Raw genomic sequence first — 12,782 nt, 5'->3', positions numbered from 1 at the left:
CATCGCAGCGCCGGAATATGGTCAGGCTCGCGTCATTCCGACGCCAAGCCGACCGGGCAAGACGGCAGGATCGACAACCATCCCGAACGGGAGACGAACTTCATGACCTCGCGCGCCAAGACCGTGGCATTGGTCACCCCCGACCTGCAACGCCGCAGCCTGCTGCTGGGCGCCGGCCTGACGACCGGCCTGATCGCGCTGGGCGCTTTCGACGCCGCCCACGCCCAGTCCAACCTGTCGGCCGAGGATCGCGCCGTGGTGCAACAGGCGCAGCGGTATTTGCAGGCCCTGACCTCGGCGCAAGGGACCTTCACCGAAACGGGTCCGAACGGCCAGACGCGCCAGGGCCGCTTCTATTTGCAGCGTCCGGGCAAGATGCGGTTCGAATACACCAACCCGGCCGGGCTGCTGGTGGTGTCGGACGGCTATAACGTCAAACGCTACGACCCGCGTCTGAACAGCTTCCAGCAGGTGCCGCTGGGTCGCACGCCGCTGTCCACCTTCCTGGCGCGCAATGTGCGACTGGATCAGGGCGTGCGCATCGAGCGCGTCACCCGGATGGCCTCGGGCGCCTTCGCCATCACGGCGCGGGATTCCAACCGCCCGAACGACGGCCAGGTCGTGCTGGCCTTCGCCGGCAATCCGATGCGTCTTCAGGAATGGACCATCACCGATCCGCAGGGCGCCCGCACCCGGACCCAACTGACCTCGCTGCAACCAGCGTCCGGCCTGTCGGCGCGCCTGTTCCAGCTCAGCGATCCGACCCGTCGTCCCGGCCGCAACTAAGGGCTTTCAGTCTAGGGTGTTATGGGGGCGGGTGACCATTCCTCAACCCCTGTTCCCCTAGACTGGCCGCATGAGCGCGACCGCCCCGCCATCCGGCGTCCCATCGCTGAAATGGATCGCGGCGGTCGGCGCGGGCGCCTTTGCCCTGTTCATGCTGGGCGCCCTGGTAGTCGAACCGGCCCTGAACCGCCTGATCGCACCGATCGACGCCCCGGTTAGACCTCGCGTGTCCGGACAGCTCGAGGTCGGGGAAGTCGTGCTGTCCGGGCGCTACGCCGCGACCAATTCCGATATGGCGCTGGACGTGGACGGCGGCGCGCTGAGCACGACCACGGGCGGCCGCCTGAACTCGGCGCCGCATCGGCTGGTGCAGGCGGATCAACCGGCCAGCGTCTCCAGAAGTTTCACCGACGCCATGGCCGTGCCGCCGATGGTCCAGATCGAGGTGCGGCGCGTTACGTCTGACGAAGACACGCGACTGTGCGCCGGACATGCCGTCGGATGGCTGGCCCTGGCCGTGCGGCGCGACGGTTTCGTTCTGATGCCGGTGCGACAGGGGCCGCCGCCGGGCGCCCTGTTGGCCGACGACCGCCTGTGCGCCGTCCTGGACCTCAGCCGATGATGCGAGCTCTGGTGCTGGCGGCGCTGATCGGACTGGTCGCCGCGCTTCTGACCTGGACCCGGCCGGGCGCGGAGGATCGTGAAGCGACGGATACTGTCGCCATTCTTGTGCTCGACAACGGCTTTCACACCGATATCGCCGTCCCGCGCGCCGCGCTGGAACGCCTCGGCGGCTCTCTGGCGCTTGCGGTCCAATCCTTGGCGCCAGGCGATTGGATCCTGATCGGCTGAGGCGATGCGAAATTCTACGTCGATCAGCGCCCGATTTCGGATCGGTTGCCGGACGGGGCGCGCGCCTTTCTGCATCCCGGCAATCGATCGGTGCTGATGCTGGCCCCTCGTCGAGAGGATCCGCGGCTGGCCTATGGCGAAGACAGCGCCGCCCTGACCCTGAGCCGCGCCCGGTTCGAGCGTCTGGCCGCGCGGGTCGAGGCCTCGCTCGATCTGTCGAACGGCCGGCCGCGCATCGCAGCCCTGCGGCCCGGCGACGACGCGCGCTTCTTCGCCAGTCGCGAGACCTTCTCCATCCTGCATCTGTGCAATCACTGGACGGCCGGCGTGCTGAACGCCGGCGGCGTGGCGATCCGTCCGGTTCCGGCGATCACCTCAGGCGAGGTGATGCGCTCGGTTCGGGCCGCCGAACGGGCGCGAAAACTGGACAGACCCCCGCTGCGGGACTAGACCGCCCGACTTTCGCCTATCCGGCCGGGTCCGATCCCCAGCGGGCGAACAAGAAGGAGAGGCCGATGGCCCACAAGCAACACACCCGCAACGCCTCCGGTCCTGCTGGACCGAGCCAGCGCCAGCTGCGCGCAGGCGAGCTGATCCGGCACGCCCTGGTCGACATCCTGCGCGAAGAGGATATCCACGACCCGGCCCTGGTCGGCGTATCCGTGACCGTGACCGAGGTGCGGCTGTCGCCCGACCTGAAGCACGCCACCTGTTTCGTCGAGCCGCTGGGCGCCGGCGTCGAGACCGCGCCGACGGCTGGGCACGAGAGCGAGATCATCAAGGCGCTGAACGCCCACGCCAAGTTCCTGCGCGGCCAGCTGGGCCGTCGTCTGGACATGAAGTTCACCCCCGATCTGCGCTTCCGCCACGACGAAAGCTTCGACGCCGCCAGCCACATCGACCGCCTGTTCGACGACCCCCGCGTCCGCGCCGACCTGGAGCGCCGCGACGACGAGGACGAAGACTGATGCTGGCGATCCTCTCCCGTCCTTCACGGGGGAGGGGGACCGCGCGCAGCGTGGTGGAGGGGGCGACTCCAGACACCGGCCTTGCGTCCGCCCCCTCCACCACTTCGTGGTCCCCCTCCCCCGCTTCGCAGGGGAGGATCTGAGGATGGCCCGCAAGAAGAAGGGCGACATCGTCGACGGCTGGGTCTGCCTGGACAAGCCGTTCGAGATGGGATCGACCGAGGCCGTCAGCCGCATCCGTCGCCTGTTCAACGCCCAGAAGGCCGGTCACGCCGGAACGCTGGACCCGCTGGCCAGCGGCATCCTGCCCATCGCGCTAGGCGAGGCGACAAAGACCGTGCCGATGATGATGGAGGCGCAGAAGGTCTATCGCTTCACCATCAACTGGGGCGTCTCGACCGACAGCGTGGACCGCGAGGGCGAGATCATCGGCCGCTCCGACGTGCGCCCCACGGTCGATCAGGTAAAGGCCGCCCTGCCCGCCTTCATCGGCGAGATCGATCAGACGCCGCCGCGCTTTTCCGCGATCAAGGTGGACGGAGCCCGCGCCTATGACCTGGCCCGCGACGGGGTGGAGTTCGAGCTTCAGGCCCGCCGGGTGACGATCCATTCGGCCGAGGTGACGGATGCGCCCGACGCCGACCACGTGGAGCTGACCATCCGCACCGGCAAGGGCGTCTATGTCCGCTCGCTGGCCCGCGACCTGGCCGCCGCCCTCGGCGCCGAGGGTCATGTCAGCGCCCTGAGACGCGAGCGCGTGGGGCCGTTCAGCACGCAAAACGCCGTCACTCTGGATTCTCTGGAGGAAATGGTGCATAGGGGCGCCGCCTCGGAAGGCTTGCTTGCCGTCGCGACCGCTCTGGACGACATCCCGGAACTGGCCGTGAACGAACAGGACGCCTTCTCGCTTCGGCAGGGACGCCCGATCGTTCTGCTCCCCCGTCAGGTGGAAACCCTAAAGGATCGCCTCACGGGCGGTTCGCGCACGGTTTCAGCCTTTCAGGGCCAGACCCTCGTCGCGCTGTGTCAGTTGCGGGCCGGCCGGCTAGAACCCGACCGCGTTTTCAATCTTTCCTGATCGCCTGATCAGGAGACTCCAACCCGGCCTCAAGTAGCGCGAAAGCGCGGTAGGCCACCAAGGGAGAACTACGATGTCGGTTACTGCTGAACGCAAGCACGAGATCATTGCCGATAACGCCCGCTCCGCCGGCGACACCGGCTCGGCCGAGGTTCAGGTCGCGATCCTGTCGGAACGCATCGCCAACCTCACCGAACACTTCAAGACCCACAAGAAGGACAACCACTCGCGTCGTGGCCTTCTGAAGATGGTGTCGCAACGTCGCCGCCTGCTCGACCACCTGAACAAGGTCGACGCCGGTCGCTACCAGGCGCTCATCTCCAAACTGGGCCTGCGCCGCTAAGGCGTCGGATCAGTGTAGAATACGCTTTCGAGGCGCGGGCGGTCACGTCCGCGCCTCGTTGTGCGACTAGAGACGACCTGTGCGCCGCAGGACTTACCGGCGCAGCTGCGAGGGCCATGACGGTCCTCTTCCGGTCGTCGCGATGGCGCGGCGGCCTCTGGATCGAAGGACTGAACGCCGACGCATCCGCCCCATGATGGGACCCCGCACGGAATACGCCGTCCGGGATACGAAAGACGAAATATGTTCGACATCAAACGCAAGACGATCGACTGGGCCGGCCGCCCGCTGACCCTGGAAACGGGCCGCATCGCCCGCCAGGCCGACGGCGCCGTGCTGGCGACCTACGGCGAGACCGTGGTTCTGGCCACCGTCGTCTATGGCCGCGCGCCTAAGCCCGGCCTGGATTTCTTCCCCCTGACGGTCAACTATCAGGAAAAGACCTTCGCCGCCGGCAAGATTCCGGGCGGCTACTTCAAGCGTGAAGGCCGTCCGTCCGAGAAGGAAACCCTGGTTTCCCGCCTGATCGACCGTCCGATCCGCCCGCTGTTCGTCAAGGGCTTCAAGAACGAGACCCAGGTCGTCGTGACCGTGCTGCAGCACGACATGGAAAACGATCCCGACGTTCTGGGCATGGTCGCCGCTTCGGCCGCCCTGACCATTTCGGGCGTGCCCTTCATGGGCCCCATCGGCGCCGCGCGCGTCGGCCTGATCGACGGCGAGCTGGTGCTGAACCCGGCCATCGACCAGATGCCGTCTTCGGACCTCGACCTGGTGGTCGCCGGCACGCAAGACGCCCTGATGATGGTCGAATCCGAAGCCAAGGAGCTGTCGGAAGAGAAGATGCTCGAGGCCCTGATGTTCGCGCATGCGGGCATGCAGCCGGTGATCGACGCCATCATCGAACTGGCTGAACACGCCGCCAAGGAGCCCTTCGACTTCCAGGCCGAAGATCACTCCGACGTCGTCGCCTCGATCAAGTCGCTGGTCGGCGAAGACATCAAGAGCGCCTACACCCACGCCGGCAAATACGAGCGCCGTTCGGGCGTCGACGCCGCCAAGAAGGCCGCTGCCGCCAAGCTGGTGAAGACCGACGAGAACCCCGACGGCGTCGACGGTTCCAAGTTCTCGGCCGCCTTCAAGGAGTGCGAAGCCGAAGTCCTGCGTCGCGACATCATCGAGAACGCGCACCGCGTCGACGGCCGCGCCCTCGACAAGGTCCGCGCCATCGTGTCGGAAGTCGGCGTCCTGCCGCGCACCCACGGTTCGGCCCTGTTCACGCGTGGGGAAACCCAGGCCCTGGTCGTCGCCACCCTGGGCACCGGCGAGGACGAGCAGTACATCGACAGCCTGCAGGGCACCTACAAAGAGAACTTCCTGCTGCACTACAACTTCCCCCCCTATTCGGTGGGTGAAGCGGGCCGCATGGGTTCGCCCGGCCGTCGCGAAATCGGTCACGGCAAGCTGGCCTGGCGCGCGATCCGTCCGATGCTGCCGACCAAGGAAGATTTCCCCTACACCATCCGTCTGGTCTCCGAGATCACCGAGTCGAACGGCTCGTCCTCGATGGCCACGGTCTGCGGTTCGTCGCTGGCCCTGATGGACGCCGGCGTGCCGCTGGTCCGTCCGGTCTCGGGCATCGCCATGGGTCTGATCCTGGAGCCGTCGGGCGAGTTCGCCATCCTGTCGGACATTCTGGGTGACGAAGATCACCTGGGCGACATGGACTTCAAGGTCGCCGGCACGTCGGAAGGCATCACCAGCCTGCAGATGGACATCAAGGTCGCCGGCATCACCAAGGAGATCATGCAGCAGGCCCTGACGCAGGCTTCGGCCGGTCGCCTGCACATCCTGGACGAGATGTCCAAGGCCATGGATGCGCCGCGCGCCGAACTGGGCGAACACGCACCGAAGATCGAAACGGTCAAGATCCCGGTCGACAAGATCCGTGAAGTCATCGGTTCGGGCGGCAAGGTCATTCGCGAAATCGTCGAGAAGACCGGCGCCAAGATCGACATCGGCGATGACGGCACCATCAAGGTCGCCGCCAACGACCAGGAGAAGATCGACGCCGCCAAGGCCTGGATCCAGTCCATCGCCTCGGAGCCGGAAGTCGGAACCATCTACTCCGGCAAGGTCGTGAAGGTCGTCGATTTCGGCGCCTTCGTGAACTTCTTCGGCGCCAAGGACGGCCTGGTCCACGTGTCCCAGATCGCTCTGGAACGCGTCGCCAACCCGGCCGACGTCCTGTCGGAAGGTCAAGAGGTCAAGGTCAAGTTCCTGGGCTTCGACGATCGCGGCAAGACCAAGCTGTCGATGAAGGTCGTCGATCAGGAAACCGGCGAAGATCTGACGGACAAGATCAACGCCGAGCGCGCCGAGCGCGGCGAAGCCCCGCTGTCGGAAGACACCGGCGGTCGTCCCAAGCGCGACGGTGATCGCGGCGGCGATCGCGGACGTCGTCGTCGCGACTAAGCGACTTCGCATCCAAGACTGATGAGGCCCGGCGGAGCGATCCGCCGGGCCTTTTTCTTTGGACCGGCGCACAGACTGTCCGCGATTTCACTTGCCGCTTCGGCCCATGCGGTTTCCATTGCCGCATCCAGTTTCGAGGGGCCGTTCCATGTTCGATCGTCGTCGTCTTCTTCAGTCCGCCGCCCTGGGCGCCGGTCTCGTCGCCGTGGGCGGACCTACCTTCGCGCGTCAGGCCGGGGCGTCTCAGGGCGACGCCGCCGCCCAGTTGAAGACCTTCATGGACGCCACGTTCGAGCAGACGCTGGACAAGAGCCCCGAGGTCGTCACCATGTTCGGCCTGGACAAGGGCGACCGCGCCGCCGCCAAGTCCAAGCTGACTGTTCCGACCCGCGCCGAAGAAGACGACCAGCGCGCCTTCACCCGTCGCCAACGCGCCGAACTGGCCCGCATCGACCGCTCCAAACTCGATGCACGCAACGCCAACTACTACGACAGCCTGACCCAGAATCTGGACGGGGTGATCGCCACTTACGACATCCCTTACGGCCAGGGCGGCTGGCCCAATCCGTACCGCGTCAGCCAGCAGGGCGGAGCCTATCAGTCCACGCCCGACTTCCTGGCCAACCAGCACACCATCGAGACGGCCGCCGACGCCGACGCCTATGTCGCCCGCGTCAACGCCTTCGCCGACGTTCTGCTGGCCGAGACGGATCGACTGAAGGAAGACTATGCGCTGGGCGTCATCCCGCCCGACTTCATCCTGGCTAAGGCCATCCGCCAGCAGGACGGCGTCCTGGCGACGCCGGCGGCGACCTCGCCCCTGACCCAGTCGGTTGTCGACCGCGCCCGCGCCAAGGGCCTGACCGGCGACTGGGGCGCCCAGGTCGAACGGCTTGTGACCGAGCGGGTCTATCCGGCCCTGGCCGCCCAGAACGCCGTGCTCAAGGCCGCCCAACCTAACGCCGTGCACGAGGCCTCGGTGCGCCGCCTGCCGCAGGGCGAGCAGTATTACGCCAACAGCCTGCGCTACATCACCACGACCCGGTTGACCGCCGACGAGATCCACCGCGTCGGCGTGGAACAGATGGCGGATCTGACGGCGCGCGCCGATGTCCTGCTGAAGGCGCAAGGCCTGACACAGGGTTCCGTCGCCGAGCGGATCAAGGCCCTGGGGGACGATCCCAAATACGTCTACGCCAACACAGACGCCGGCAAGGCCGAGCTGATCGCCAAGCTGAACGCCCAGATGGCCGACATGCAGGCCCGTCTGCCCAACGCCTTCGGCCGCCTGCCCAAGGCCAAGGTCGAGATCAAGCGCGTCCCGCCCGAGATCGAGGCCGGCGCGCCGATGGGCTATTACAACTCGCCCAGCCTGGATGGCACGCGGCCCGGCATCTACTGGATCAATCTGAAGGACACGGCGGAATGGCCGTCCTGGACCCTGCCGACCCTGACCTATCACGAGGCGACGCCGGGCCACCACTTGCAGATCAGCCTGCAGCAGGAGAGCGAGTCGGCGCCGCTGCTGATGAACCTGCTGGGCTTCTCGTCCTACGTCGAGGGCTGGGGGCTATACGCCGAACAGCTGGCCGACGAACTGGGCGCCTATGAGAACGACCCGGTCGGTCAGATCGGCTACCTGCAATCGCTGATGTTCCGTGCCGCGCGCCTGGTCGTCGACACCGGCATCCATTCCAAGGGCTGGAGCCGCGAAGAGGGCATCCGCTACATGATGGAGGCCTATGGCGATCAGGAGGGCGCGGCGACGTCCGAGGTCGAACGCTATTGCGGCTGGCCGGGCCAGGCCTGCGCCTACAAGGTCGGTCACAACGAATGGGTCCGCCTGCGCGAAAAGGCCAAGACCAGCCTGGGGTTCAAGTTTGATATCAAGGGCTTCCATGACACCGCCCTCGCCGCCGGCGGCGTGCCCCTGTCGGTGCTGGAACGGATCGTCGACGGCTGGGTCGCGACCCAGGCCTGAGCCCCGCGGCCGCGCCGGGCCGACAAAGAGGATCGGGATGCGTCGGCGCGACGCGTCCGCCCTTTGAGAGTTGCCGCATGCTCGATCGTCGCCGACTTCTGCTGACCGCCGCCGCCACGGCTGCGGTCGCCCCCGCCGCAGCGCAGGCCCAAGCCCAGACCCAGACCCAGACGACCGCCGCCGATGCAGATGCGCGCCTGAACAGCCTGCTGGACGGCTGGTTCGAAGCGGACATCGACGAAAATCCGGAGGGTGCGACCAACCTTGGCCTGGACCGCGGCGCGCGGGCGGGGCTTTCGGCGAAACTCAGCGAAGCCGGACCGGCCGCCATCCGCAAGGATCGTCAGAAGGCTGTGAGCCGCTGGGCGCAGTTGGACGCCTTCGATCAGAGCGGCTTGTCGCCGGCCGGGGCGCTGAACTACGCCATCGCCGCTTTCGGGGCCGAAACGGCGGCCCAGACGGCGCGCTTCGACTACGGATCGGGACCGGGACGGCCGTCGCCCTATATCGTGACCCAGCTGTCGGGCGCCTATTTCAGCACGCCCGACTTCCTCGATAACCAGCACCGGATCGAAGACTCGGCGGGCGCCGACGCCTTCCTGTCGCGGCTCGAGTCCTTCTCCAGCGTGCTGGAGGGCGAGACGGCCAAGATTCAGGAGGACGCGGGTCTGGGCGTCATTCCGCCGGACTTCATCATCGACCGGATGCTGCCGCAGATTCGCACCCTGCACGACACGCCCGCCGCCGATCTGGCCATGCTGAAGTCTTTGGCGCGCAAGAACGCCGGACTGAACCTGACCGGTTATGACGCCCGCGCCGCCGCTATTGTCGATCAGAAGGTCAAGCCGGCCCTAGCCGCCCAGATCGAAGCGCTGGAGGCTCTGCGCCCGCGCGCCACTCACGACGCCGGGGTCTGGCGCCTGCCGGACGGCGAGGCCTTCTACGCCGCCGGGCTGAAGGCCAACACGACCACCACTTTGACGGCCAAGGAAATCCACGCTCTGGGCCGCGAACAGGTCGCCGAGATCAGCGCCGAGATCGACGCCATCCTGAAGGCGCAGGGCTATACGCAGGGCACGGTCGGCGAACGCATCCAGGCTCTGAATAAAGAACCGGCCCAGCTGTTCGCCAATACCGATGCAGGCAAGGCCGAACTGCTGGCCTGGCTGAACATGCTGGTCGCCGATCTGGAGCCGAAACTGCCCCAGGTGTTCGGCCGTCTGCCCAGGTCCCACGTCGAGATCCGGCGCGTGCCGGTCTCGATCCAGTCGGGCGCGCCGGGCGGCTACTATCAGGGACCGCCGCTGGATGGATCGCGGCCGGGGGCCTATTACATCAACCTGCGCGACAGCGGAAATTGGCCGCGCTTCGCCTTGCCGACCTTGACCTATCACGAGGCGTCGCCGGGGCATCACCTTCAGGTGGCGCTGCAGCGCGAGTCCGGCGAACTGCCCCAGTGGCGACGGGCGGGCGGCTTCTCGGCCTATAACGAAGGCTGGGCTCTGTATGCCGAAGCGGTGGCGGCTGACGATCTGGATGTCTATGCTGGCAATCCATTGGGCCGGGTCGGCTTCCTGATGTCCTATCTGTTCCGGGCCGTGCGATTGGTGGTGGACACGGGCCTGCATTCCGAGCGCTGGAGCCGTGAACAGGCGGTCGACTATATGGCGGCCTCGGGCGTCAAGCCGTTGGACGCGTCCAACAGCGAGATCAACCGATACTGCGTCTGGCCCGGCCAGGCCTGCGCGTACAAGGTCGGCCACACCGTCATCGCGCGCCTGCGCAAGGAGGCCGAAGGCCGGCCCGGCTTCGACCTGCGGGCCTTCCACGACAAGGTGCTGGAGAACGGATCCTTGCCCTTGGCCGTCCTCGAACGCGTGGTCCGAGGACAGGCCTAGTCGGCGACGGTCAGGCCGTCGGCCTGGCGCAGGCGGTTGTGGATGTCGGTGGCGGCGACGGCGGCTTCGGCGGTCGCAACGGCGATCTGGTTGAGGCCGCGCACGACGTCGCCGGCGGCATACAGGCCCAGCACGCTGGTGGCCTGATGCAGATCGACCTCCAACCGGCCGTCGTCGGCCAGACGCGCGCCCAGCCCCCGGGCCAGTTCGGCGTTCGGCGATGTGCCCAGCGCCGAATAGACCAAATCAAATGCGCGACTCTGGCCGGCGTAGCTCAGCGCCGTCACCCGGTCGTTCTCGATGTCGATCGCGTCCAGCGGCGCCAGAATCAGTTCGACGCCGAGCCGTTCCAGTTCGTCACGCCGGCTGAGCGCGTCGGGCGCGCCAATATGGATCAGGGTCACACGGTCGGAATAGGTGCGCATGAAGGCGGCCTCTCGCGCCCCCTTGTCGCTCTGGCCGATGATGGCGACGGCCTTGTCGGTCGCCTCATAGCCGTCGCAGATCGGACAGATGCGGACCAACGCCTTGCGCACCGCGTCCTCGACGCCCGGCAAGTCGGGATGATGATCGACGACGCCGGTCGCCAGCAGGACGACGCGAGCGCGAACGGCGCGGCCATCCATATCGGCGACGAAGACGTCTCCGTCCTGGGTCAGCCGCTGGACGCGACCCGGTTCGACGACCGCGCCATACTCCTCGGCCTGTTCGCGCATCCGCTTGAGGATGTCCGCGCCGGTGACGCCGGCGGGAAAGCCCGGCATATTGTGGCTGAGCGGAATCCAGCAGGCGCGCGGCGCGCCGCCATCCACCACCAGGGTCCGCCGACGAAAGCGACCCAGATACGTCGCCGCCGTCAGGCCGGCCGGGCCGGCGCCGATGATCAGAACCTCCGGATCGGTCACCGCGTGCGCCAACTGACAGGCCACAGGTCGGACGGCACGCCGGCGCATTCGCCCATCACGCTTTCCTGCGTCAGGGTGAAGCCTTGGCCTGTCCAAGCCCAGGTCTGCGCCGCGCCGCAATCGCCGAGGCCGCGCGCCTTGGCGAAGGCCGACAGGGTGCGGGTCTTGGGATCATAGGCGCCGTTGATGGTCGAATTGTCGGGCATGACCGGATCGGATCCCGACCCTTCCGATCCGGCGAGGACCGCAGGTCGCGGGTCACGACCGCCCGGCCCCGTCAGATACCAGTTATGAGTCAGGTTATAGGCGCCGGCGCCGCAGGGCACGGCCCACAGCTCGGTGCGGGCGTCCAAGCGAGCGGACATGACCATGTCGCTGATGTCGGGCGTGGCGGATTCCTTTAGGCAATCGCCGACCTCGGTGCGGGCGCGCAGCGCGGCGGGCAGGCGCTGGTTCTGATCGCCGAACCCGGCCTGATCGACGGCCGGGGCGGGGGTGACGGTCGGCAGCGACGGCGCGACCGGCACAAGGGCGGCCGGACGGTCGCCGCGTCGGATCAGGGCAGTTGGCGTATCCAGACGTCCCTGCTTCTCGTCGATCCACAACAGGGCGGCGGCGGCGCCGTGCAGCGACACCTCCTGGGTCGAGGCGCCGCGAATGATCATGACCTTGCCCTGGGCCAAGGCGTCGAGGGCGGTACGGGCGCCGTTGCGGATTTCACCGACGGGCGCCTCGGCGTCACTCGTTGCGCCCAAGACGGCCGGATAGGCGCGGCCGTCGATGGTCAGGCTGAGGGGGCCGGCGCCCTTGGCCTCGCCGTCGGGCCAATAGCCGAAGAGGATTTGGGGCTGGGCGTCAGGGCCCGGCGCCAGGGTGATACGAACCCAGCCGGCGGCGAACTCTGGCGCAAAGCCGAAGGCCCAGCAGGTCCCATCATTGCCGCAGGTGGCGCTCCAGTCGCGGAAGGTCTTGGTTTCAGGGCGGATCTGCAGCACCGGCGCAGCAGCGGCCGGTGCAGATGGGTTGGCGGCCTTGGTCGCGGCAGGCGTCTTGCCCACATCCTTGTCACCGCATCCAGCGATGGACAGCGCAGACAGGACAAGGGCCGAAAGGGCGACGCCGCGCGACAGGCCGTTCAGGGTCATGCCTTCTTCAACTCCGACGGCTTGTGCGCCGCGCGTGCGCCGGTCTTGGCGCTCTCGACGATATACTCCGGATTATCCTTGGAGGCCGCAACCTTGTGGCCCTTGATCTTGGTCTCCGAGGTGACCTTCTTGACCACCTTGCCGGTCGTTGTGCCCTGGCTGTGGTCCCACTTCACCTTGTCGCCGGCCTTGAACGTCTTTTCTGACATGACTGTGCTTCCTGCTGTTTCGCTTCCTGTTCAGCGATCAGCCTGCGCATCAGTTCCGCATCGATCACGGGCGGCGCCTCGCAGAAGGTGACGATCCAGCGATCCACCAGCTGGCGCTCTTCCTCCGTCATCCTGCCGTCCG

13 protein-coding genes and 1 pseudogene are annotated in these 12,782 nt (G+C 67.1%); 10 read left to right on the top strand and 4 right to left on the bottom strand.

The features are described 5' to 3' along the window. The first annotated feature begins 102 nt into the window (after nt 1-102). The 10 genes and pseudogenes from HF680_RS09625 (at nt 103) to HF680_RS09585 (ending at nt 10,381) form a co-directional block, all read left to right on the top strand. Entirely contained in the window at nt 103-786 is a 684-nt protein-coding gene (locus HF680_RS09625; protein ID WP_185224899.1) for a LolA family protein, read from the top strand. Nucleotides 787-856: 70 nt separating this feature from the next. Beyond that, the gene (locus HF680_RS09620) at nt 857-1,408 is read left to right on the top strand and encodes a hypothetical protein (protein WP_185224898.1); all 552 of its coding nucleotides are present in this window, start codon (nt 857-859) and stop codon (nt 1,406-1,408) included. Further along, on the top strand, nt 1,405-1,638 hold the full coding sequence (locus HF680_RS16045) for a DUF2459 domain-containing protein (protein WP_235968930.1): 234 nt from the start codon (nt 1,405-1,407) through the stop codon (nt 1,636-1,638). Before HF680_RS09620 ends, HF680_RS16045 begins: the two co-directional genes overlap by 4 nt. A gap of 12 nt (nt 1,639-1,650) precedes the next feature. Further along, nucleotides 1,651-2,088: pseudogene (locus tag HF680_RS16040) on the top strand (DUF2459 domain-containing protein); the annotation flags it as partial. Between the two features lie 65 nt (nt 2,089-2,153). Further along, nucleotides 2,154-2,606 carry a 30S ribosome-binding factor RbfA gene (gene rbfA / locus HF680_RS09610; protein ID WP_185224897.1) on the top strand — a complete coding sequence of 151 codons (453 nt, stop codon included), beginning with the start codon at nt 2,154-2,156 and terminating at the stop codon, nt 2,604-2,606. A 145-nt stretch (nt 2,607-2,751) separates the two neighbouring features. Continuing rightward, complete coding sequence (gene truB / locus HF680_RS09605; protein WP_039246759.1) at nt 2,752-3,684, top strand: tRNA pseudouridine(55) synthase TruB; 933 nt, start codon at nt 2,752-2,754, stop codon at nt 3,682-3,684. Nucleotides 3,685-3,757: 73 nt separating this feature from the next. Then, nucleotides 3,758-4,027, top strand: a complete 270-nt coding sequence (rpsO, locus tag HF680_RS09600) for a 30S ribosomal protein S15 (protein WP_017506665.1) — start codon at nt 3,758-3,760, stop codon at nt 4,025-4,027. 243 nt (nt 4,028-4,270) lie between these two features. Continuing rightward, nucleotides 4,271-6,502: a polyribonucleotide nucleotidyltransferase gene (pnp, locus tag HF680_RS09595; RefSeq protein ID WP_185224896.1), complete on the top strand. Its 2,232-nt coding sequence runs from the start codon at nt 4,271-4,273 to the stop codon at nt 6,500-6,502. Between the two features lie 148 nt (nt 6,503-6,650). Further along, nucleotides 6,651-8,483 (top strand): DUF885 domain-containing protein, encoded by a 1,833-nt coding sequence (locus HF680_RS09590; protein WP_185224895.1) that lies wholly within the window; start codon nt 6,651-6,653, stop codon nt 8,481-8,483. A gap of 77 nt (nt 8,484-8,560) precedes the next feature. Beyond that, complete coding sequence (locus HF680_RS09585; RefSeq protein WP_185224894.1) at nt 8,561-10,381, top strand: DUF885 domain-containing protein; 1,821 nt, start codon at nt 8,561-8,563, stop codon at nt 10,379-10,381. On the opposite strand, the gene HF680_RS09580 is transcribed toward HF680_RS09585, so the two are convergent. The 4 genes from HF680_RS09580 to HF680_RS09565 are packed head-to-tail and all read right to left on the bottom strand — an operon-like array spanning nt 10,378 to nt 12,771. Next, the gene (locus HF680_RS09580) at nt 10,378-11,286 is read right to left on the bottom strand and encodes an NAD(P)/FAD-dependent oxidoreductase (RefSeq protein ID WP_317134043.1); all 909 of its coding nucleotides are present in this window, start codon (nt 11,284-11,286) and stop codon (nt 10,378-10,380) included. The genes HF680_RS09585 and HF680_RS09580 overlap by 4 nt on opposite strands. After that, the gene (locus tag HF680_RS09575; protein WP_185224892.1) at nt 11,283-12,431 is read right to left on the bottom strand and encodes a DUF1176 domain-containing protein; all 1,149 of its coding nucleotides are present in this window, start codon (nt 12,429-12,431) and stop codon (nt 11,283-11,285) included. The genes HF680_RS09580 and HF680_RS09575 overlap by 4 nt, the downstream gene beginning before the upstream one ends. After that, nucleotides 12,428-12,640, bottom strand: a complete 213-nt coding sequence (locus HF680_RS09570) for a hypervirulence associated TUDOR domain-containing protein (RefSeq protein ID WP_017506660.1) — start codon at nt 12,638-12,640, stop codon at nt 12,428-12,430. The genes HF680_RS09575 and HF680_RS09570 overlap by 4 nt, the downstream gene beginning before the upstream one ends. After that, nucleotides 12,604-12,771, bottom strand: coding sequence for a hypothetical protein (locus tag HF680_RS09565; protein ID WP_185224891.1), 168 nt, complete (start codon nt 12,769-12,771; stop codon nt 12,604-12,606). The genes HF680_RS09570 and HF680_RS09565 overlap by 37 nt, the downstream gene beginning before the upstream one ends. Between the last annotated feature and the right edge of the window lie 11 nt (nt 12,772-12,782).

This window comes from Brevundimonas huaxiensis, from assembly GCF_014218725.1.
GTDB lineage: Bacteria > Pseudomonadota > Alphaproteobacteria > Caulobacterales > Caulobacteraceae > Brevundimonas > Brevundimonas huaxiensis.
The sequence above is the reverse complement of the archived record's forward strand: the minus strand, read 5'-3'. Positions and strand labels throughout refer to the sequence as shown.